15 protein-coding genes are annotated in these 21,459 nt (G+C 73.2%); 5 read left to right on the top strand and 10 right to left on the bottom strand.

All coding sequences use genetic code 11. The annotated features are described in order from the left end of the window. Position 1: 1 nt before the first annotated feature. Both ACZ4WQ_RS40780 and ACZ4WQ_RS40785 read right to left on the bottom strand, forming a co-directional pair. A complete protein-coding gene (locus ACZ4WQ_RS40780; protein ID WP_398377478.1) occupies positions 2–2,812 on the bottom strand; it encodes a protein kinase in 2,811 nt (936 codons plus the stop codon). Between the two features lie 145 nt (positions 2,813–2,957). Continuing rightward, on the bottom strand, positions 2,958–4,943 hold the full coding sequence (locus ACZ4WQ_RS40785) for a serine/threonine-protein kinase (protein ID WP_398377477.1): 1,986 nt from the start codon (positions 4,941–4,943) through the stop codon (positions 2,958–2,960). Positions 4,944–5,117: 174 nt separating this feature from the next. Here ACZ4WQ_RS40785 and ACZ4WQ_RS40790 point away from each other — a divergent pair, with 174 nt between their 5' ends. Beyond that, positions 5,118–6,353 (top strand): serine hydrolase domain-containing protein, encoded by a 1,236-nt coding sequence (locus tag ACZ4WQ_RS40790; RefSeq protein WP_398377475.1) that lies wholly within the window; start codon positions 5,118–5,120, stop codon positions 6,351–6,353. 32 nt (positions 6,354–6,385) lie between these two features. Here the strand turns inward: ACZ4WQ_RS40790 and ACZ4WQ_RS40795 are convergent, their stop codons facing one another. After that, entirely contained in the window at positions 6,386–8,107 is a 1,722-nt protein-coding gene (locus ACZ4WQ_RS40795) for a glycerol-3-phosphate dehydrogenase/oxidase (protein WP_398377473.1), read from the bottom strand. Between the two features lie 253 nt (positions 8,108–8,360). Between ACZ4WQ_RS40795 and ACZ4WQ_RS40800 the strand changes: the two genes are divergently transcribed. Further along, a complete protein-coding gene (locus tag ACZ4WQ_RS40800) occupies positions 8,361–9,632 on the top strand; it encodes a nucleotide sugar dehydrogenase (RefSeq protein ID WP_311726727.1) in 1,272 nt (423 codons plus the stop codon). 102 nt (positions 9,633–9,734) lie between these two features. Here the strand turns inward: ACZ4WQ_RS40800 and ACZ4WQ_RS40805 are convergent, their stop codons facing one another. Beyond that, positions 9,735–11,987 (bottom strand): DUF6049 family protein, encoded by a 2,253-nt coding sequence (locus tag ACZ4WQ_RS40805; RefSeq protein ID WP_398377471.1) that lies wholly within the window; start codon positions 11,985–11,987, stop codon positions 9,735–9,737. A gap of 126 nt (positions 11,988–12,113) precedes the next feature. Beyond that, positions 12,114–13,298, bottom strand: a complete 1,185-nt coding sequence (locus tag ACZ4WQ_RS40810; RefSeq protein ID WP_385348114.1) for a rod shape-determining protein — start codon at positions 13,296–13,298, stop codon at positions 12,114–12,116. Between the two features lie 341 nt (positions 13,299–13,639). Between ACZ4WQ_RS40810 and ACZ4WQ_RS40815 the strand changes: the two genes are divergently transcribed. Then, positions 13,640–14,272 (top strand): hypothetical protein, encoded by a 633-nt coding sequence (locus tag ACZ4WQ_RS40815; protein WP_398377469.1) that lies wholly within the window; start codon positions 13,640–13,642, stop codon positions 14,270–14,272. 73 nt (positions 14,273–14,345) lie between these two features. Here the strand turns inward: ACZ4WQ_RS40815 and ACZ4WQ_RS40820 are convergent, their stop codons facing one another. The 4 genes from ACZ4WQ_RS40820 to ACZ4WQ_RS40835 form a co-directional block, all read right to left on the bottom strand. Next, positions 14,346–15,473: a GuaB3 family IMP dehydrogenase-related protein gene (locus ACZ4WQ_RS40820; RefSeq protein ID WP_311726723.1), complete on the bottom strand. Its 1,128-nt coding sequence runs from the start codon at positions 15,471–15,473 to the stop codon at positions 14,346–14,348. 88 nt (positions 15,474–15,561) lie between these two features. Next, positions 15,562–17,067, bottom strand: coding sequence for an IMP dehydrogenase (guaB, locus tag ACZ4WQ_RS40825; RefSeq protein WP_311726722.1), 1,506 nt, complete (start codon positions 17,065–17,067; stop codon positions 15,562–15,564). Between the two features lie 150 nt (positions 17,068–17,217). Continuing rightward, complete coding sequence (locus ACZ4WQ_RS40830; protein ID WP_065963126.1) at positions 17,218–17,829, bottom strand: sigma-70 family RNA polymerase sigma factor; 612 nt, start codon at positions 17,827–17,829, stop codon at positions 17,218–17,220. 358 nt (positions 17,830–18,187) lie between these two features. After that, positions 18,188–18,799, bottom strand: coding sequence for a response regulator transcription factor (locus tag ACZ4WQ_RS40835; protein ID WP_003948568.1), 612 nt, complete (start codon positions 18,797–18,799; stop codon positions 18,188–18,190). A gap of 388 nt (positions 18,800–19,187) precedes the next feature. On the opposite strand from ACZ4WQ_RS40835, the gene ACZ4WQ_RS40840 reads away from it, so the two are divergent. Then, on the top strand, positions 19,188–19,508 hold the full coding sequence (locus ACZ4WQ_RS40840) for a WhiB family transcriptional regulator (protein ID WP_311726721.1): 321 nt from the start codon (positions 19,188–19,190) through the stop codon (positions 19,506–19,508). A gap of 121 nt (positions 19,509–19,629) precedes the next feature. On the opposite strand, the gene ACZ4WQ_RS40845 is transcribed toward ACZ4WQ_RS40840, so the two are convergent. Further along, positions 19,630–20,580, bottom strand: coding sequence for a LysR family transcriptional regulator (locus ACZ4WQ_RS40845; RefSeq protein WP_361190187.1), 951 nt, complete (start codon positions 20,578–20,580; stop codon positions 19,630–19,632). Between the two features lie 80 nt (positions 20,581–20,660). Here ACZ4WQ_RS40845 and ACZ4WQ_RS40850 point away from each other — a divergent pair, with 80 nt between their 5' ends. Continuing rightward, positions 20,661–21,413, top strand: coding sequence for an MOSC domain-containing protein (locus tag ACZ4WQ_RS40850; protein WP_398377467.1), 753 nt, complete (start codon positions 20,661–20,663; stop codon positions 21,411–21,413). Positions 21,414–21,459 lie beyond the last annotated feature (46 nt).

Raw genomic sequence — 21,459 nt, forward strand, 5'->3', positions numbered from 1 at the left:
GTCAGCCGGTCGTGGTGCTGTACGTCGCCGTCGCCTGCTCGTAGTAGCGGGCGACCTCGCGGCGCTCGTCGGCCGGGCCGATGACCAGGACGACGTGGTACCGGCCGTCGATGAGCATCACCAGGTTGCGCGCGTACACATCCCGGCCGCTGCTGTCCCGCCAGCTGAACTCCCCCTCGGCCATCGCCGTCTGCCCCACGTCGATCCGGCGCAGCCCGGAGGACGAGGACCAGGAGGAGGAGCGGAAGGCGGCCAGCTCGGGCTCCCTGTTCTGCTGGTACGCCATGGGGTCGGCGCCGAACTCGGACTCCCTGTCCCGCCCGGCCACCACCACCAGCTCGAAGTCGCCGCCGACATAGCGGATCTGGCCGCGGGGGTTCTCGCCGCGCCGGGTCCAGGTCTCGTACACCGCGACCTTGAAGCCCTTCGGGTCCTTGCGGACGGCGAAGCCCTTCGCAAGGCCCGCGGGCGGCGTCGACTGCGGCTGATCGTCCGGCGAGGAGGTGCCCGAACCGGCCCCGCCCCCCGCCCCGGCCGACTGGTCCGGGGACGGCTCCCGCGAGGCGCTGGGCACATCGCTCTGCGAGCCCGCCGTGCCCGTACGGCCCTGGCCGTTCTTCTCGTCGGCCTTCGGCATAAACATCATCGCGTAGAGCACCGCGGCCGCCAGAGCCAGCAGTATCAGCAAGAGCAGCACCCGCCCCAGCCTGCGCGGGCGGCGCTCACCGGCCTGCTTGCCCCGCTTGTGCCGCCCGTGCGCGGCCACCGGCGCGCCCGCCCGGCCCCTGCGCACCAGCCAGCCGCGGCGGCGCACGATCGGCAGCCGCCGGGGGTCGGACGCCCCGCCCGGCCCTGCCGACGGCACCGTGACCGTGCTGCTGCCCACGTCCGGCTCCGGCGCCGAGCGGATCAGGGACCGCAGCCAGCCGCGCAGCTCCTCGAAGTCCGGGCGCTCGGTGGGGTCCTGGCGCAGCAGCGACTCCACGACCGGGCGCAGCGGGCCGCACTCCTCCGCGTACGCGGGCGCCTCGGAGCACACCAGCTGCACCAGCTCGGCGGCGCTCTCCTCCGGGTACGGGGCGTGTCCCTGTACGGCGCGGAAGAGCAGCACACCGACCGCCCACAGGTCGGCGGCCGGGCCGACAGGGGGCGCCAGCCGCCAGTTCTCGTGCACCGGAACCGCCTGTTCGGGGGCCCACCGCTCGGTGACGGCCCCGACCACGACGATCCGCGCCTGCCGCGCCCGCTCGACGGCCAGCGCGCTCGCGGGACCGCGCCGCGCCCCGTGAGCACCCGCCGCCTCGTCGTCCCATGAGCCCACGCCGCCCCCCGCGGGCCCCGCCGGCCTGGCGTGAGGGGGGTTGAGGTCGGGGTTGGCAGACCTGTTCGGGGCCTGGTCGCCCGTAGGGGCGGCGGGTCGGCCCGGGTCGATATACAGCGCCCGGGTCGGGTGCGGCCTCCGCTCGACCTGCCCGCTCGGGCCGGCATGCGGCGCCAGGGCCCCGTGCGAGTTCCGTTCGGCGTACGGGTCCTGGGCCGTCGCGCTGCCCGGGGCCGAGCCGTTGGCATCGGTCGCGGGGCGCGGGGCGCCTTCCGCGCGCTCAGCGGCGGGGCCGCTCGCGCCGTCGGGCGCGCCGGGGTGGGCGCCACGGGGCGCGGGGCCCTCGACGTGCGCCCGGGCGGCGGCACGGGCGCCCGCCGTGTAGGCGGCGATCGCGCCGGCCCGCACGGCGCGCCCGGCGGCGCCGCCCTGCGGGTCGCCGCCCGCCGGGGCGGATGGACCGCCGCCGAGGGCCGGTTCGCCCGGCCGCGCTCCCGGCACAACCGGCCCCGCACCATGCGTGCTGTTCGGGCTGTCCGGGCCGTTCGGCCCGTCCGTTCGCCCGTCTTCGACGCGCTCGGCGGGCCGCCACTCCGAGCCGGGGGGCAGCGGCAACCCGGAGCCCGCGGGGGGCTGTTCGAGCGCGCCGCGCGGCCCGGGAAACTCCGTACCCGAAGCGCTCGGCGCAACCGTCACGCCCCGCACACCCGGATCGCGCGGCCCCGGGAAGCCTCCCGCCGCGCCCTGGTCGCGGTACAGCGGCGGCGCCTGGCGGGCGGCGGGCTCGTCGACGGCCGGGCCCCCTGCCTCACCGCCGTCGGCGTCGGCCGCCTCGACCGAGGTCGCGTCGGCCGAGGCCGCATCGGTCGGCGGCCGGGGCACCGGGTCGTAGCCGCACAGGGCCTCCTCCGCGGCGCCCGCCGCCAGCCCGGTGAGCATGGCGCGCCCGTCGTCGCAGACCAGGACGGTCCGGGCGGTGATGTTGCGGTGGATCCAGCCGTCGGCGTGCAGGGCGCGCAGCGCGGTGAGGATGTCATGGGCGAGCTCGGCGGCCCGGTACGGGGACAGCGTCCGCTCCGCGAGCAGCGCGGCCAGCGGGCGGCCCGCGACCAGTTCGCTGACGATCCACAGGCTCCCGGCCTCCGCGAAGACATGGAAGACCTGGTCGAGCCGGGGGTGGTCGGGCACCTGCGCGGCGGCCGTCGCGGCCTCGATGGCGCGGCGCACCGCCGGGTCGGCGACGCCGCCGCGGGCGCCGCGGCCCATGCCGGTCGCGCCGTGTGCGCGCCCCGGGGCCCCCGCGTACGCGTAGTGCTCGTCGGCGCCGACGACCTCCGCGTCGACGGTCTCCGGCAGCGGTATCTGCCTGAGGTGGACTTCCTGTCCGCTGTAGGTGTCGAAGGCGCGGGTCTCGACGAGTTCGTACTCATCGGCGGGCGGCAGGGGCAGGCGATAGCGGTCGGCGAGAACCCGACCCGCGTATTCGTCCACGAAGCCTCCCCGAGCGCGCGATCCACACCCTCATCCGCACCGCGCGAAACCGTCAATCAGGGGCGTTTTGCCCGTCGTTGCCGCTGCGCACGGTCCACGGCCTCTCACGATACGTGCCGGGGGCGCCCCATGCCGACCGGAGTGTTCAGTCCGTGATGTCGAAGGTGTCGAACGCGGTCTCGCGGAGCGTCTTGCACTCCTTCTCGTCCCACTTGCTCTTCTCGCAAGTGATCATTATGGCGAAGCCATGGCTGCTGTCCGCCCTGAAGCCGCGGTTGAGCACCCGGACCCGCTTCCCGCTCTGGTCGCGCTCGAACTGCCAGTCGGCGACCGTGGGGTAGCCGTGCCAGCTGACCGACTCGATGCCGATCAGCTTGTAGCGGGGGGTGGTCCTGCTCACGTTGGGCTCGCTCTTGCGCCACTCCGCCGCAGCGTCCGCCTTCGGGGAGTCGGTGAAGTCGACCTGGATCCGCGGGATGTCGGATCCTCCGTAGTAGATACGGCTGCCGGGGTACTTCCCCGAGTGGACCTGCCATCCCTTGGGCATCGCCATGGTGAACGGGAAGTCGGAGCTCTTGACCGTCTCGTATCCGTCCGGCGCCGAGCCCTTGCCGCCGCCCCCGTCGCCGTCCTTGCCCTTGCCCTTGCCCTTGTTGCCGTCCTCGTCGTCGTCCGAGCCGCCGGACCCGCCCTTGGTGTCGTCGTCCGTGGGCTTCCCCGTGGACGGCTGTGCGTCCGGGGACTGGCTGGACGACTTGTCGGACTGGTTGCCGGCGCTCTTCTCGTCCTTGGTGTCGCCGCCGTCCGCGCCGGCCGAAGCCGTCGTACGGTCACCTGACTTGCCCTGGGAGTCGCTGCCGTCGTCGCTCAGCACGATGGCGAGCACCGTGCCGACGATCGCGAGCACCACGACCACCGCGATGATCACCAGCGTGCGCCTGGACACCACGTCCGTCAGCGGGGCGCGGGGCGGCTGCGGGGCGGGCGGGACCTCGGAACCGCCGGCGGCCGCCGGCTTGGCCTTCGCGGCCTTCGCGGCCTTGGCGGGCTTCGCGGTCTTCGCGGGCTTGCCGTCCGCGGACGTGGACTTCTTCGCGGTGGACGCGGCGGAGTCCCCCGCGTCACCCGATCCGGCGGCGGCCGAGGCCGCCGAGGCCTTCCGCACGGAGCGCAGCGCGCCCCGCACCCGCTCCGAGGCGGCGTCGGACGCCGGGGCGTCCTCGGGCGGGGCGGGCGGCAGGGACATGGTGCGGGTGGCATTGGCGGCCGCGGCCTTCGACCGCCCCTCGTCGGGGGCGTCCAGCGCCTGGTTCAGCAGCGCCCGCGCGCCCTCGTCGTCGAGCCGCCGCTCGGGGTCCTTGTTGAGCAGGCCGTAGATGACCTCCTCCAGCACGCCCGCGTTCTTCGGCGGGTCGACGGGCTCGGTCATCACGGCGGTGAGCGTCGCGATGGCGGTGGCCTTGTCGTACGGAGGCACTCCCTCCACCGACGCGTACAGCAGGCCGCCCAGCGACCACAGGTCGGCCGGCGGCCCGGGCTTGTGGCCGCGGGCGCGCTCGGGCGAGATGTAGGAGGGCGCGCCCACGAGCATGCCGGTCGAGGTGACCGAGGGGTCGCCCTCGACCTGCGCGATGCCGAAGTCGGTGAGCACGACGCGGCCGTCGTCGGCGATGAGGACGTTGGAGGGCTTCACATCGCGGTGCAGGATGCCCGCCTGGTGCGCGGCGCGCAGCACATCGAGGACGGCGAGCCCCACCTCGGCGGCGCGGCGGGGGGTGAGCGCGCCGTCGTCCCGGACGACGTCCGCGAGCGAGCGGCCCTCGATCAGCTCCATGACGATCCAGGGGCGGTCGTCCTCGTCGACCACGTCGTAGACCGTGACGGCGCCGTTGCTGCGGATGCGGGCGATCGCCTTCGCCTCGCGCAGCGTCCGGGTGATGAGCCGTCGCTTCTCGTCCTCGTCGACACTCGACGGGAAGCGCAGTTCCTTGACCGCGACGGTACGGCCCAACGTTTCGTCACTCGCCCGCCAGACCGTGCCCATCCCGCCCTGGCCCAGCACTTCCCCGAGCCGGTACCGCCCGGCGAGGAGGCGTCCGGTCGAGCCCTGCGTCCGCTCCGCCTCCGACATGCGTCCCCTCTGCAAATCAACCCGCCCTGAACCCACCCTGGAAGAGCCCCCATTGTCTCTCATCCGCGGACCAACGGAAGTCCGGGGTCGGGGGCCCGGCGTGGTGGCCGTGGCCACACCTGCGAACATCTGGGGGTTCGCAGCCGATGAAAACCCGATGAAAGGGTTCTCGACATGCCGATCCGCGCCCCGGAGCGGACCAGACGGGGCCGCACGCGGGCCGCGGCGCTCGCGCTGGCCGCGGTCCTGTCCGCCGCCGTCCCCGGCTGCGGCGGACCGGGCCCGGCGGACCGCGGCGCGGCCCGCACCCTCGGCGCCGGTGCCGACACCGGCCCCGGCACCGGCGCCGCGGCGACCCGGCAGGCCGACGGGCGGCATACGGAGGCCGCCCTGCGCGCGGCCGTACGGCGGCTGGCGGCCGAGGGCAGTGCCCCGGGCGCCGCCGCGCTGGCCCGGGACGGCGACGGGACCCGCTTCGCGTCGGCCGGGCTCGCGGATCTGCGCACCGGGCGGCGCATCCATCGGAACGACCGCTTCCGTGCGGGCAGCATCACCAAGACCTTGATCGCCACGGTCGTCCTCCAACTGGCCGACGAGCGGAGGCTCGGCCTGGACGACACGGTCGAGGAGCATCTTCCCGGACTGGTGCGGGGCCGGGGCAACGACGGCCGGAAGATCACGCTCCGGCAGCTCCTCACCCACACCAGCGGCCTGTTCGACTTCGCCGCCGACCAGCGCGTGGCCCGCCGGCTGTCCCGCCCGCCGACCGCCGCCCCGCTGACGCCCCGGCAGCTCGTACGCACCGCCGTCGCCCACCGCCCGCGGTTCGCCCCGGGCGCCGCGTGGCACTACTCCAACACCAACTACGTCCTGCTGGGCCTGGTCGTCCAGCGCGTCACCGGCCGCCCCTACGCCGCCGAGACCGAGCGCCGCGTGCTCGGCCCCCTCGGCCTGCGCGGCACGTCCTTCCCGGGCGCCCGCGGCACCCTCCCCACCCCGCACGGCCGCGGCTACGCCCCCATCACCGGCACCGGCACCGGCACCCCGCGCGACGTCACCGTCCTCGACCCGTCCGCGGCGGGCGCCGCGGGCGAGGCGATCTCCACCCTCGACGACCTGGCCCGCTTCTTCGGCGCGCTGCTGCGCGGCGGCCTGCTGCCGCCCGCGGCGCTGCGGCGGATGCGCGACACGACCGCCTCCGACGGGCGGTACGGCATGGGCCTGTTCCCCGTACGGCTGTCCTGCGGCGTGACGCTGTGGGGCCACAACGGCCAGATCAACGGTTCATACGCCCAGGTCGTCGCCACGCCCGACGGCCGCCGTGTGCTGGCCTACCGCCTCAACACCGAGGCGCGCCCGGCCGCCGCGGCGGAGCGGGCCCTCCTCAAGGCCGAGTTCTGCCGGACGTGACGCCTCACACTGCCTGAGCCTCGGAGCGTGGCTCAGAGCGGGACGATGTCCGGCGCCCCCAGCCGGGCCGCGTCCGCCGTCAGGTCGTCCGGCTGACGCTGCGACTCGCGCTCCGCCTCGACCCGCTTCTCGTAGTGCCGGACCTCCTTGTCGATCTGCTCCTGCCCCCAGCCCAGCACCGGCGCCATCAGCTCGGCGGCCTCCCGGGCGCAGCGCGTGCCCCGGTCGAAGGTCTCGATCGAGATCCGGGTGCGCCGGGTCAGGACGTCGTCCAGGTGACGGGCGCCCTCGTGGGACACGGCGTAGACGACCTCGGCGCGCAGATAGTCGTCGGCGCCGGCCAGCGGTTCGCTCAGGGAGGGGTCCTCGGCGATCAGCTCCAGGACCTCCCCGGTGAGCGAGCCGTAGCGGTTCAGCAGGTGCTCGACGCGGGCCACATGCAGCCCGGCGCGCCGGGCGATGCGCACCCGCCCGTTCCACAGCGCCTGGTAGCCCACGGCGCCCGCCAGCGGCACATCCTCGGTGACGCAGGGGCCGACCCGCTGGTCGAGCCCGTGCACCGCCTCGTCCACCGCGTCCTTGGCCATGACCCGGTACGTGGTGTACTTGCCGCCCGCGACCACCACCAGGCCCGGCGCCACATGCGCGACCGTGTGCTCGCGCGAGAGCTTGCTGGTCGCGTCCGACTCGCCGGCCAGCAGCGGGCGCAGCCCGGCGTACACGCCCTCGACGTCGTCGCGGGTGAGCGGCACCGCCAGCACCTCGTTGACATGCTGCAGCAGATAGTCGATGTCGGCGCTGGAGGCGGCCGGATGGGCCTTGTCCAGGCCCCAGTCGGTGTCGGTGGTGCCGATGATCCAGTGCCTCCCCCACGGGATCACGAACAGCACGCTCTTCTCGGTGCGCAGGATCAGCCCGGTCGTGGAGTGGATCCGGTCCTTGGGCACGACCAGGTGGATACCCTTGGACGCGCGTACGTGGAACTGCCCCCGCTCCCCGATCAGCGCCTGTGTCTCGTCCGTCCACACCCCGGTGGCGTTCACCACCTGGCGGGCGCGGACCTCGAAATCCGCGCCTTCCCTCCCGAAGGGTGCTTCCACATCGTGCACCCTGACACCGACAACGCGCTCTCCCTCCCGCAGGATGCCCACCACCCGCGCCCGGTTGGCGACATGGGCGCCGTACGAGGCGGCGGTGCGCACCAGCGTGGTGACGAAGCGGGCGTCGTCCATCTGGGCGTCGTAGTACTGCAACGCCCCGACCAGGGCGTCCTTCCGCAGGCAGGGCGCGACCCGCAGGGCCCGCCGCCGGGTCAGATGGCGGTGCGCCGGCAGCCCGCGGCCATGCCCGGAGGAGAGCGACATGCCGTCGTACAGCGCCACGCCGCTGCCCGCGTACAGCCGCTCCCAGACGTGGTGCTTGAGCGGATACAGAAACGGCACCGGCTTGACCAGGTGCGGGGCGAGCCGCTGAAGCAGCAGACCGCGCTCCTTCAGCGCCTCCCGTACGAGGGCGAAGTCCAGCATCTCCAGATAGCGCAGGCCCCCGTGGATCAGCTTGCTGGACCGGCTGGAGGTGCCGGCCGCCCAGTCCCGCGCCTCGACCAGGCCGGTCTCCAGGCCCCGGGTGACCGCGTCCAGGGCGGTGCCGGCCCCGACCACCCCGCCGCCCACCACCAGCACGTCCAGCTCCTGGTCCGCCATCCGGGCCAGCGCCTCGCCGCGCTCGGCCGGCCCCAGTGTCGGTGTCCTCACGGCTGCCTCCCGTGGTGATCGAGACGGTGATCGAGACGGTGATCGAGATCACAACGTTCGTGAACGATTTTCCTGGGTTTCCTCCCGGGGCGCCATGCCGGTACGGGGCCCACTCCGGGTCTCCATGGCCGCGACACCCCGTCGGCCGCAACACCCCGCATCAATACTGAATACGAGTCATATTTCCGCTTAGTCTGTATTCACGCAATTTCGCGCCATCCGAAAATCGCCTCGGGAAGGACGGCACGAAGTCATGCCCGCAGATCTCGCCGTCATCGGACTCGGTCACCTCGGCATCCCCCTCGTCCAGGCCGCCACCGCCGCCGGCGTCCGCACCCTCGGCTACGATCCCGACCCCCGCGCCGCCGCCGACCTGCGCGCGGGCCGGCTGCCCTCCGGAGCCTGGAACGGCGCCCTGTCGGCCGCCGAGCTGCGCCGGATGACCGCCGGGGGCTTCCGGACCACCAGCGACCCCGCCGAGCTCGGCCGGGTGCACACCGCCGTGATCTGCGCCCCGACCCCGCTGGGCACGGACCGGACGGCCACCCTGTCGGCCGTCGGCGAGGCCGCCCGCGCGCTGGCCGCGCAGCTGCGCCCGCACACCACCGTCGTGCTCGAATCCGCCGTGTACCCCGGCACCACCGAGGAATACCTGCGGCCGATCCTGGAGGACGGGTCCGGGCTGCGGGCCGGGCGCGACTTCCACCTCGCCTACTCCCCCGGCCGCCTCGACCCCGGCAACCGCACCCACGGCTACGCCAACACCCCCAAGGTCATCGGCGGGCTCACCCCCGCCTGCACGGAGGCGGCTGCCGCGTTCTACAGCCGCCTCACCGAGAAGGTCGTACGCGCCCGCGGCCCGCGCGAGGCCGAGACCGTCAAGCTCCTGGAGACCAACTACCGGCACGTCAACATCGCCCTGGTCAACGAGATGGCGGTGTTCTGCCAGGACCTCGGCGTAGACCTGTGGGACGTGATCCGCTGTGCCGAGACCAAGCCGTTCGGCTTCCAGGCCTTCCGGCCGGGGCCGGGCGTCGGCGGCCACGGGGTGCCGATCGCCGCGGACCTCCCGCCGTACCCCGGGCGCGCCCCCGGCCGCCCCCTGGCCATGGTGGAGCTGGCACAGCAGGTCAACGGGCGCATGCCGGGCTATGTCACCCGGCGCTGCGCGGCCCTGCTCAACGAGCACGGGAAGTCGGCGCGCGGCGCCCGCGTCCTGCTGCTCGGGGTGAGCTACAAGCCCGACGTGGGCGACCAGGAGGGCTCGCCCGCCCGTGAGATCGCCTCACGGCTGATGGAGCTGGGCGCCGAGGTCAGCTTCCACGATCCGTTCGTGGCGCGCTGGCGGGTGCTCGGCCGGCCGGTGCCGCGCGCGGACGCGCTGTACGAGGCGGTGGCCGACGCCGATCTTACCGTGCTGCTTCAGCACCACCGCAGCTACGACCTCCAGGGCCTGGCCGTGAAGGCGCAGCTGCTGCTGGACACGCGCGGCGCGAGCCCGGCGGGCGCGGCGTACCGGCTCTGAGCCAACCCGCCCACAACCGCTGAGCCGGTCGGCCCGCCCCCCGGGACCGCTCTGAGCCGTCGCGCCCGCGGCTGCTCTGAGCCGTCGCGCCCGCAAACCCCGTCACCCCCGTGCGCCCGGTGGCTCACCACCCCGCCCCCGCGCGCGGCGCAGCCGTACCGCCGCGGCCAGCACCATCAGCCCCACCCCACCCACCACGAACGCGACCGCCCCCGAGGGCACCGAACGGACCTCGGCCATGAAGGTGATCGGCCGGCCCCAGGGCCTGCCGTCGGAGCTGGTGTAGAGCCGGGCGGTGAGCCGTACCGGCCCGTTGGCGTGGGCTCGCACCCGGACCCGCACCGTACGGCTGACCGCCCGCGACGCCCGGACCCCGACCGCCCGGTCCACCGTGTCCAGCCGCTCCGGGCGGCTGGAGACCACCCGCAGCTCCACGCCGGTGAGGTCCTGCTGGAGCCCGTTGTCGACCGTGACCGGGATGATCGCGGACTGCCCGGCGACCGTCACCGTCGTCTTGGGCACCAGCCGGACCGAGTCGATCGAGGCGGACAGATAGCGGCTCACCCCGCGCCGGTACGAGCGCGCCCCCGCCGGGTCCCCGCGCCAGCTCATGGAGACCGCGCGCGCCATCGCGGCATGCGCGGCGGCGGTCGTGCGCCCCGGATCGGACAGCACCTTGGAGAGGGCGCGCAGCCGCTCCAGGTCCCGGGCGACCGCCCCCAGCGAGCGGGCGGGCAGCTCGGAGGCGCGCAGCGCCACCGGGTAGCTCGTGGGCTCCCGCAGCTGCCCCGGCTCCGGGTCGTGCACCGCCACCTCCAGCCGGGACGGCTCCAGCCAGCCCGCGTCCCGCCCCTCCGACACCGCCTCGGCCAGCGCCCGCACCGCCCCGGCCGACATCCGCCGCGGGGGAACGACCACCAGGGCGCGCGGGGCGTACGGCAGCTCCCGCACGGCCGTCAGGCTCTCCGCGAGCAGTCGCTGCCGCAGCCCCAGCCGGAGCGGCGCGCCGGCCGCGGCTGCTTGCGGAGCGCCTTGCCGGTTCCGCGCCAGCAGCGAGGCGATGGTCGAGTCGTACGTCAGGGCGGTCAGCCGCTCGCCGAGGGCGACCGCGCGGTCGTCCGTGGCGCCCGCGGTGACCAGCGCGCCGGAGGAGCGGCGCAGCCCGGCGACGGTGCTGCCGGTGGCCAGCACCGTGCCCAGGCCCAGCCGCTCCGCGTACCCGGCGATCCCGCCGTCCACCGCGCCGCCCGCCGGCCAGGCCACATCGGCGCGGGAGTCGGTGGACAGCTCCCGGTCCACCACCTGCTTGCCCGCCCGGGAAGCCCGGCGCAGCAGCCCCGCCAGCGCGTCGCCGCCGCGGCCGCCGCGCGCGAGGGAGGCCAGGTCGGGGTCCGCGTACGGCAGCGCGACGACGTCCTGCCCGCGCACCGCCCCCTTGAGCGCGGCCAGCCAGCCCGCCGCCGCCCGGCCGCCCCTGCCCTCGGTGGTGTGCCGGGGATCGGTGGAGCCGGGCGTGCGGGCCACCCGGTAGCCGTCCACCATCGCCCGTGCCTGCGCCACCAGGTCCGGGTCCACCACCCAGGTCACCGGCAGCCGCCCGCCCGTCTCGACCAGTTGGCGGAGCCGCCCGCCCTCGGCGAACTCGGCGGCCAGCGCGTCGTCGCGGAACACCGGCCGCACCCTGCCCGGGGTGCGCAGGGTCAGCGCCTCCATGCGCGGGGTGCCGGTGACGGGCCACAGGACGGTGGTGCGCAGCGGCTCGAACGCCGTGCCGTCCGGGTAGCCGGGCAGAAAGGTGCGGGCCAGCCCGAGGACCGGCCCGTCCTCGCGGGCCACGTCCACCGTCAGCCCGTACGCCCCCGCGCCGACCGGCCCCAGCTCGGGCACCGGCACCCGCAGCCGGAAGTCGTGGGTGGCGCCGGGGGCGAGGGAGGGGAGCCGTTGGGCGCGGCCGGGGATCTCCTCGCCGTCCGCGCGGGTGAGGGCGGTGCGCCCGGCCGCGACGGCGAGGCCGCTGCGCGTGCCGAGCGCCTCCCGTCCGACGCGCACCGCCACCCGGGCGCCGCTGATGCGGCGGCGCGAGTCGTTGACCACGGTGCCGCCGAGCGTGAGCACGTCGTCCCGGCGCCGCAGCACGGCAGGGCTCAGGGACTCCAGCCGGACGGTCACGGCATCCGAACTCCGGTGGCCGTGACCGCGACCGGGCGGGGCGGCGCGCGGGTACCCGTACGACGACGCGGCGGCCGCCGCGGCGGGCTCCACCGACACCACCGGCAGGACCAGCGTGACCAGGACCGCGCTCAGGGCCACGACCGCCGCGGCGATCGCTCGCGCACATGTCCCGTCGCGTGCCACTACCGCCACCTCGACGTCGGTTCGTACCGCGCCCGTGAACGGACGCGGTGTCACCACACCACCACGGGCGGGCCCGTACCGCACCCGGGAGACCCCCACCCGGACCGCCCGGGCGCGGTGGCGCCGTCAGACCCGCGCGGTGGCCAGCCTTGCGGGCCGGGCGTCGAGCACCGTCCGCAGCGACGCGAAGTCCTCGACGCACCGGCCGGTGCCCAGGGCCACACAGTCCAGCGGGTCGTCGGCCACCAGCACCGGGATGTCCAGCTCGCTGCTGAGTCGGGCGTCGAGGCCGCGCAGCAGCGCCCCGCCCCCGGTCAGCACGATGCCCCGGTCCATGATGTCGCCCGCCAGCTCCGGCGGGGTCTCGTCCAGCGTGGCCCGCACCGCCGCGATGATGCTGTCCACCGGCTCGGCAAGCGCGTGCCGCACCTCGTCCGCCGTCAGCTCCAGCACCTTCGGCAACCCGGTGACCTGGTCCCGGCCCCGGATGGTGCAGCGGTCCGGCGGCAGCAGCGTCTGCGTCCGCTCCGGGTCGTCGCCCTTGTCGAGCGAAAGGCCCTCGCCGCCCCGAGCGGCCGACACCACCTCCACGTTGCGCTCAGCAAGCCGGGTTGAGGTCCCGACACCGGGCGCGGACCAGGCGCCGCCCGGGGCGGCGGAGCCGATGCTCACCTTGATCTCCTCGGCGGTCCGCTCCCCGATCGCCAAGGCGTACCGCTTCTTCACATGGGCGGTGAGCGCGGCGTCCATCGCGTCACCCGCCATCCGCACCGAGCGGGCGGTGACGATCCCGCCCAGCGAGACCACGGCCACCTCCGTCGTGCCGCCGCCGATGTCGACCACCATGGAGCCGGTCGGCTCACTCACCGGCAGCCCCGCGCCGATCGCCGCCGCCATCGGCTCCTCGATCAGATGCACTTGGCGCGCCCCGGCCTGCGAGGCGGCCTCCATGACGGCGCGCCGCTCGACACCCGTGATGCCGGAGGGCACACACACCACGACACGGGGACGGGCGAGCCGGCGGCTGCCGGTGACCTTCTTGATGAAGTGCCGCAGCATCCGCTCGGCGATCTCGAAGTCGGCGATGACGCCGTCCCGCAGCGGGCGGACGGCGACGATGTTGGAGGGGGTACGCCCTATGGTCTCCTTCGCCTCGGAGCCGACCGCGAGCACACTGCCGTCCGTCGTGCTGACCGCGACGACCGACGGCTCATTGAGTACAACCCCCCTGCCCCGTACGTACACCAGGGTGTTCGCCGTGCCGAGGTCGATGCCCACATCGCGTCCTGCGAACGTCTTGTTCTGCGCCATAAGTTGACATTATTGCTTATGCCGGATTCCTGGCGGCACTGATGTCAGTCGCACCCCTGTACTGGCCGACCACTGCTACCTTTTCGATCATGATCCCCAGGTCGCGACGGGAGCCGAGAGTTATCTGACAACCCGACAGGTCACAGAATGACGGGTATCAAATCCACATAAGGGCGGACAGGTTGTCTCCGTCCGGTCCCAGCCGTGTCACGGACGACAGACACGACTTGTCTGATTGTCATGCCCGGCTGTTACTTTTATGGCTCGAACTCTTCGTTCGCGCTCCCATCAGCACAAATCCCCGGAGCGCGGACTATCACCTTCATCCCCGGGGGATCTCCATGAGCCAGAACTGGCAGCAGCCTCAGCAGCCGCAGCCGCCCCAGCAGCCCGGTGGTTACGGCTACCCGGCCCAGCCGCCGCAGCCGCAGTACGGCGGCCCGCAGCAGCAGCCGCAGTTCGCGGGTGGCTTCCCGCCGCCGGCGCCGCCGGTCGGCCGCCAGGGCAACCCGGCCCTCGCCATCCTGGCCGCTGTTGTCGCCGCGGCCGTCGGCGGTCTGCTCTACGCCTTCCTGCTGAGCGCCATGGCCGACACCGACGGCGCGGAGCCGAAGGTCACCCAGTTCGCCTATGCGGGTGTCGCGGTCGGCGCGCTGGTCGGTTTCGTCATCGCCAAGCTGGGCGGCCGCAACCCGGCGCTGTGGGTGGTCGGCGCGGTTCTGGCACTGGCGGCGGTGTTCTTCGGCGAGCTGTACGGCTACGCGATGGTCGCGGCCGACTACGTCAGCAACTACGCCGACAAGGCGGGCGCCCCGAGCACCGTCGATCTCCCGACGGCGAACGACTTCTTCTTCGACCAGTTCGGTGACCTCTTCGACGGCTGGAAGAAGGACTCCGGCTTCCTGACCTACCTCTTCATCGCGCTGTCCCCGGTCGCGGCGGTCTCCACCGCCTACCGCCTCGGCAACCGCTGACGCCGGTAACGCACCAAACGGGTTGGGCCCCGACCGCATCGCGGTCGGGGCCCAACCCGTTTGTGCTGCGCGCTCAGCGCTTGTCGTGCTGCGACGGAGCGACCGTCACCTCGACCCGCTGGAACTCCTTGAGCTCCGAGTAGCCCGTGGTGGCCATCGCCCGGCGCAGCGCGCCGAAGAAGTTCATCGAGCCGTCGGGGGTGTGCGAGGGGCCCAGCAGGATCTCCTCCGTGGTGCCCACCGTGCCCAGGTTCATCCGCTTGCCGCGCGGCACCTCGTCGTGCACGGCCTCCATGCCCCAGTGGTGGCCCCGGCCCGGCGCGTCCGTGGCCCGCGCCAGCGGCGAGCCCACCATCACCGCGTCCGCACCGCAGGCGATGGCCTTGGGCAGATCGCCGCTCCAGCCGACGCCGCCATCGGCGATCACATGCACATAGCGGCCGCCGGACTCGTCCATGTAGTCCCGGCGGGCGGCGGCGACATCGGCGACGGCCGTCGCCATCGGCACCTGGATGCCCAGCACATTGCGCGTGGTGTGCGCGGCGCCGCCGCCGAACCCGACCAGCACACCGGCCGCGCCCGTCCGCATCAGGTGCAGCGCGGCGGTGTAGGTGGCACAGCCGCCCACGATGACCGGGACGTCCAGCTCATAGATGAACTGCTTCAGATTCAGCGGCTCGGCGGCGCCGGAGACATGCTCGGCCGAGACCGTGGTGCCCCGGATCACGAAGATGTCGACCCCGGCGTCCACCACGGCCTTGGAGAACTGCGCGGTGCGCTGCGGGGAGAGCGCGGCGGCCGTCACCACGCCCGAGTCGCGCACCTCCTTCAGCCGCTGCCCGATCAGCTCTTCCTTGATCGGTGCGGCGTAGATCTCCTGCATGCGCCGGGTCGCGGCGTCCTCGTCCAGCTCGGCGATCTCCGCGAGCAGCGGCTCGGGGTCCTCGTACCGGGTCCACAGCCCCTCGAGGTTGAGCACCCCCAGACCGCCGAGCTCGCCGATGCGGATCGCGGTCTTCGGCGAGACCACCGAGTCCATCGGGGCGGCGAGGAACGGCAGCTCGAACCGGTAAGCGTCGATCTGCCAGGCAATCGAGACCTCCTTCGGGTCCCGGGTACGACGACTCGGCACAACGGCGATGTCGTCGAACGCATACGCCCTGCGGCCGCGCTTGCCGCGCCCGATCTCGATCTCAGTCACGTGGGTGCCTTTCGCTCTTCAGGTCTGCCGTCCCAGTATCCCTGCCCCCTGCGCCGCCCCTTCGTACGGGCTGACGACTTCGTACGGGCTAACGACGAGCGGAGTAGTTCGGAGCCTCGGTCGTCATCTGGATGTCGTGCGGGTGGCTCTCCTTGAGTCCGGCCGCCGTGATCCGCACAAAGCGGCCCTTCTCCTTGAGCTCCGGCACATTCGCCGAGCCGACATACCCCATCGACGCCCGCAGACCGCCCACGAGCTGGTGGGCGACCGAGGCCAGCGGGCCGCGGTAGGGCACCTGACCCTCGATGCCCTCGGGCACCAGCTTGTCCTCGGAGAGGACGTTGTCCTGGAAGTACCGGTCCTTGGAGTACGAACGGGCCTGGCCACGCGACTGCATCGCGGCCAGCGAACCCATGCCCCGGTAGGACTTGAACTGCTTGCCGTTGATGAACACCATCTCGCCCGGCGACTCCTCGCACCCGGCCAGCAGGCTGCCCAGCATGACCGTGTCCGCGCCCGCCGCGATCGCCTTCGCGATGTCGCCGGAGTACTGGAGACCGCCGTCGCCGATCAGCGGCACCCCGGCCGCATGGCACGCCCGCGCGGCCTCGTAGATCGCCGTCACCTGCGGCACACCGATGCCCGCGACCACCCGGGTGGTACAGATCGAGCCCGGGCCGACGCCGACCTTGACCCCGTCCACACCCGCGTCGATCAGCGCCTGGGCGCCGTCACGCGTGGCGACATTGCCGCCCACCACATCGACCGTGATGTTGGACTTCAGCTTGGCGATCATGTCGAGGATGCCCCGGCTGTGGCCGTGCGCGCTGTCGACCACGAGGAAGTCCACCCCGGCCTCGACCAGCGCCTGCGCCCGCTCGTACGACTCGTCGCCGACACCGACCGCCGCGCCGACGATCAGCCGGCCGTCGGCGTCCTTGGCCGCGTGGGGGTACTTCTCGGCCTTCACGAAGTCCTTGACGGTGATCAGGCCCTTGAGCACGCCCGCGTCGTCGACCAGCGGCAGCTTCTCGATCTTGTGGCGACGCAGCAGCTGCATCGCGTCCTCGCCGGAGATCCCGACCTTGCCGGTGACCAGCGGCATCGGGGTCATGACCTCGCGGACCTGACGGCCCCGGTCCGTCTCGAAGGCCATGTCGCGGTTGGTGACGATGCCCAGCAGCTTGCCCGCCGCGTCCGTCACCGGGACGCCGCTGATCCGGAACTTCCCGCACAGGGCGTCCGCCTCGGCCAGCGTCGCGTCCGGCCGGACCGTGATCGGGTCGGTCACCATGCCGGACTCGGACCGCTTGACCAGGTCGACCTGGTTGGCCTGGTCCTCGATCGACAGATTGCGGTGCAGCACGCCGACGCCGCCCTGGCGGGCCATGGCGATGGCCATGCGGGACTCGGTGACCTTGTCCATGGCCGCGGACAGCAGCGGCACATTGACCCGGACGTTCCGAGAGACCCTGGACGAGGTGTCGACCGCGTTCGGCAGCACCTCGGAGGCGCCCGGCAGCAGCAGCACATCGTCGTACGTCAGCCCGAGCATCGCGAATTTCTCAGGCACTCCGTCGACGTTGACAGTCATGACACCCTTCCAATGGTCTTGCCCCAGCGCGGACTCCCATGCTAACGGGCTCGACAGGTGTCCCATTCCTCCCTGTGGAAAACCCCCGCGGCCTGCCGAAACCACCATTGACACGGCCACTGACACGGCCGTTCGTACGGCCGCGCGGGGCTACTGCTCGGCGAGCGCGCGCAGCCTGCTCAGGGCCCGGTGCTGGGCCACCCGCACCGCGCCCGGCGACATCCCGAGCATCTGCCCGGTCTCCTCCGCCGTCAGCCCGACCGCGACCCGCAGCAGCACCAGCTCGCGCTGGTTCTCCGGGAGATTCGCCAGCAGCTTCTTGGCCCACTCGGCGTCACTGCTCAGCAGCGCCTGCTCCTCCGGCCCGAGCGAGTCGTCCGGCTGCTCCGGCATCTCGTCCGAGGGCACGGCCGTGCTGCCCGGGTGGCGCATGGCGGCGCGCTGTAGATCGGCGACCTTGTGCGCGGCGATGGCCACGACGAACGCCTCGAAGGGCCTGCCGGTGTCGCGGTAGCGCGGCAGCGCGCACAGCACCGCGAGACAGACCTCCTGCGCCAGGTCGTCCACGAAATGGCGCGCGTCCCCCGGCAGCCGCGACAAACGCGTGCGGCAATAGCGAAGGGCGAGCGGGTGCACATGGGCGAGCAGATCGTGGGTGGCCCTCTCGTCCCCCTCGGCGGCGCGCCGGACAAGGGCTCCGATGGCCCCCTGGGTCCCTGGGCCGCCGGCCTTCGGGGACCCCTGGGTCTCGTCGTCGCGCATCCGTCCATGGTGCCTTGACGCCGTGGCTTCCGTAGCACCGCGTCCGTAGTTGTGCGCTGAAGCGTTATGAGCAGGTGCGCCGGCTGTCGTCACGTCCTGCGCTCTCCCCTCACGCCCGACCGACATGTCCCCGAGGAACTCCACACCTTCAAGGATGCGGCATCGCCCGGCAAAGCGACACAAGCTGCTGCCGCAGCGGGGACATAAGCCTTCCCCAGCTACCGCTGGGCGGTGACCCCGGCCGCCGCGACCTCGGCGGGATATCGGCTGTCCTCAACCCCGCCCGTCACCCGACGGGCGGGGACAGTCCGCCCCCGCTGTGCGCGCACCTCGGCTCGGCCCGGTGAATGATCCGGCTCTAGCGGACCAGGCCCCACCGGAAGCCGAGCGCCACCGCGTGTGCCCGGTCCGAGGCGCCGAGTTTCTTGAACAGTCGCCGCGCGTGCGTCTTGACGGTGTCCTCCGACAGGAACAGCTCACGGCCGATCTCCGCGTTGGACCGGCCGTGGCTCATGCCCTCCAGGACCTGGATCTCACGGGCGGTGAGCGTGGGTGCCGCGCCCATCTCCGCAGAGCGCAGCCTGCGCGGCGCCAGCCGCCAGGTCGGGTCGGCCAGCGCCTGGGTCACGGTGGCGCGCAGCTCGGCGCGCGAGGCGTCCTTGTGCAGATAGCCACGGGCGCCGGCGGCCACGGCCAGCGCGACGCCGTCCAGGTCCTCGGCGACCGTGAGCATGATGATCCGGGCGCCGGGGTCGGCCGAGAGCAGCCGCCGCACGGTCTCGACACCACCGAGGCCGGGCATCCGCACGTCCATCAGAATCAGATCCGAGCGGTCGGCCCCCCAGCGGCGGAGGACTTCCTCGCCGTTGGCCGCCGTCGTCACACGCTCGACGCCGGGCACGGTCGCCACCGCGCGGCGCAGCGCCTCTCGGGCAAGCGGGGAGTCGTCGCAGACGAGGACGGATGTCATGACCGCCCTCCGCAGCTGATGCGCGTCACCTTGAGCCTCCAGGCTGGTACATATCGTCACCTGTGCGATTGACGACCTCGGACGCCCGTCCGAGAGCTTTACCCATCAACCGCCTCCGCACTCTCAACGACGGTCACCCGAAAGAGTTACGGGGTCCGGCGGCCACCTTCGACACTCTACGTGAGGGAACGGACACAGAGCTGCTTCATCGCGGCCGCCGCGCCCCGCCCCGAGTTCTGCCCTCTTCGATGGCATTTGGCGACCTTGCTTCCAATTTGCCTGTCTCTGTGGCTAGATTCGCAATGAGTCATATTTACATCTACTTACACAGTAGGTGTACGACCCAGGACACAGCGTCCGCACCAGATCGCTTCGAGGAGATAAGGCAATGGCAGATTTCTCCCGTCTTCCCGGTCCGAACGCCGACCTGTGGGACTGGCAGCTCCTCGCCGCGTGTCGCGGGGTCGACAGCTCGCTCTTCTTCCATCCGGAGGGCGAGCGCGGTGCTGCCCGCAGCGCACGCGAGTTGTCAGCCAAAGAGGTGTGCATGCGATGCCCCGTGCGCGCGGAGTGCGCGGCGCACGCGCTGGCGGTTCGTGAGCCGTACGGCGTGTGGGGCGGACTGACCGAGGACGAACGCGAGGAGCTCATGGGGCGGGCACGCCACCGGGCCGTCGCCACTTCCGGCGCCGGGGCTCCCGGCGCCTGATCGCGCCCGCGATCACCACAGACTGAAGAAACGTATCGCCACCGACCGCGAGCCCCGCGAGCCCCTCTTTCGCAGCTCGGCGTCTCCCCGGCCGTCGCTGCGGGACGCCTTCAGCGGTGCGTCACGGCCGCGTCTCGCGCCGCGCCGCGGACTCCAGCCGGTCCAGCGTCGCCGCCACCGCCGGGACCCGTGCGAGGTCCGGCAGCGTGAGCGCGACGACCTCCCGCCGCACCGCCGGCTCCACCTCCACCCTCGCGGTCCCCTTGGCCCGTACGGACTCCATCGCCAGCTCCGGCAGCACCGCCACCCCGAGCCCGGCCGCCACCAGCCCGATCACCGCCGGATAGTCGTCCGTGGCGAAGTCGATCCGCGGTGTGAAGCCCGCCGCCTCGCACACGTCCACCAGATGCCTGCGACAGCGCGGGCACCCCGCGATCCACGGCTCCTCGGCCAGCTCCCCGATGCCCACCGCCCCGGCCCCCGCCAGCCGGTGCCCCTCGGGCACCACGCCCACCAGCCGGTCCCTCAGCAGCGGCCGTACGACCAGGTCGTCCTTGCCCCACGGGCCCTCGGCCGGGGCAATCAGCTCCTCCGCGTCCGCCACCGCCGGTTCGACCTCCGGGTAACGGAAGGCCACGGCGATCTCGACATCGCCGGCGCGCAGCAGCTCCACCGAGCGCGGCGGCTCGGCCTCCACCAGCGAGACCCGGGTCCCCGGGTAGGCCCGGCGCATCTCGGCGAGCGCGGTCGGCACCAGTGTCGAGCTGCCGCTGGGGAAGGACGCCAGCCGCACCCGGCCGGCCCGCAGCCCGGCGATCGCCGCGACCTCCTCCTCGGCGGCGGTCAGCCCGGCCAGGATCCCCGCCGCGTGCCGCACCAGCGCCTCGCCGGCCTGCGTCAGCCGCATCTCCCGGCCCGTACGGACCAGCAGCGGGGTGCCCGAGGACTGTTCGAGGGCCTTCATCTGCTGGCTGACGGCGGGCTGGGTGCAGCCCAGTTCGCGGGCGGCCGCGGAGAAGGAGCCCGTGGTTGCCACGGCGCGCAGCACCCTCAGGTGACGAGCCTCGATCATTCTTCGAGCATAAGCGACCCTTGGGTATGGTCCGCGATATCACGTCGACGCTTTGAATCGCCGTCCTCTAGCGTGCCGCCATGACGCGTATCCCCGAGGCCGGGTCCCCGCACCCTGAGCCGCGCCCCCAGCCGCGCATTCAGCCGCACCCGACGACCGTGCTCACCGTGAACCTCGGCCGGCTGAAGCAGGTCGAGTACACCGACGCCCCGTCCGGCGGCACCGGCATCGACAAATGCCCCGCCGACGGGCCGGTGCGGGTGGTCGCCCCCGGCCCCAAGGGCGAGGCCGGGAGCGGGCTGATCGGCGACGCGGTCAGCGACACACGCCACCACGGCGGGAACGACCAGGCCGTGTACGCCTACGCGCGCGAGGACCTCGACGCCTGGGAGGGCGAGCTCGGCCGCGAGCTGCCGAACGGCGTCTTCGGCGAGAACCTCACCACCCGCGGCCTCGACATCACCGGCGCCCGGATCGGCGAGCGCTGGCGGATCGGCGCCGAGCTGCTGCTCGAGGTGGCCTCGGCGCGCATCCCGTGCCGGACCTTCGCGGCCTGGCTGGGCGAGGAGCGCTGGGTGAAGCGGTTCACCCGGGCGGCCGTCCCCGGCGCGTATCTGCGGGTCCTCGAGCCGGGCGAGATCCGCTCCGGGGACTCGGTCGAGATCGTGCACCGGCCCGACCACGAGGTGACCGTCGGCTTCGCCTTCCGCGCCGTCACCACCGAACGCGCCCTGCTGCCACGGGTGCTCGCGGCGGGCGACGCGCTCCAGCCCGAACTGCGGCAGACCGCACTTTCCTATACCGGAACACTTTCCCACTCACCGGAGAACTGATCCGGACGGGTGCGCTCCGACCCCCGCCGAGGCCGCTAACGTGCGC

This window comes from Streptomyces sp. NPDC028305 (genome assembly GCF_055569495.1).

Coding starts and splice junctions, on each gene's coding strand:
- ACZ4WQ_RS40785 (WP_398377477.1), bottom strand. CDS start 4,943: ATGTCGGAGGCGGAGCGGACGCAGGGCTCGACCGGACGCCTCCTCGCC.
- ACZ4WQ_RS40790 (WP_398377475.1), top strand. CDS start 5,118: ATGCCGATCCGCGCCCCGGAGCGGACCAGACGGGGCCGCACGCGGGCC.
- ACZ4WQ_RS40800 (WP_311726727.1), top strand. CDS start 8,361: ATGCCCGCAGATCTCGCCGTCATCGGACTCGGTCACCTCGGCATCCCC.
- ACZ4WQ_RS40810 (WP_385348114.1), bottom strand. CDS start 13,298: ATGGCGCAGAACAAGACGTTCGCAGGACGCGATGTGGGCATCGACCTC.
- ACZ4WQ_RS40815 (WP_398377469.1), top strand. CDS start 13,640: ATGAGCCAGAACTGGCAGCAGCCTCAGCAGCCGCAGCCGCCCCAGCAG.
- guaB (WP_311726722.1), bottom strand. CDS start 17,067: ATGACTGTCAACGTCGACGGAGTGCCTGAGAAATTCGCGATGCTCGGG.
- ACZ4WQ_RS40830 (WP_065963126.1), bottom strand. CDS start 17,829: ATGCGCGACGACGAGACCCAGGGGTCCCCGAAGGCCGGCGGCCCAGGG.
- ACZ4WQ_RS40835 (WP_003948568.1), bottom strand. CDS start 18,799: ATGACATCCGTCCTCGTCTGCGACGACTCCCCGCTTGCCCGAGAGGCG.
- ACZ4WQ_RS40840 (WP_311726721.1), top strand. CDS start 19,188: ATGGCAGATTTCTCCCGTCTTCCCGGTCCGAACGCCGACCTGTGGGAC.
- ACZ4WQ_RS40845 (WP_361190187.1), bottom strand. CDS start 20,580: ATGATCGAGGCTCGTCACCTGAGGGTGCTGCGCGCCGTGGCAACCACG.
- ACZ4WQ_RS40850 (WP_398377467.1), top strand. CDS start 20,661: ATGACGCGTATCCCCGAGGCCGGGTCCCCGCACCCTGAGCCGCGCCCC.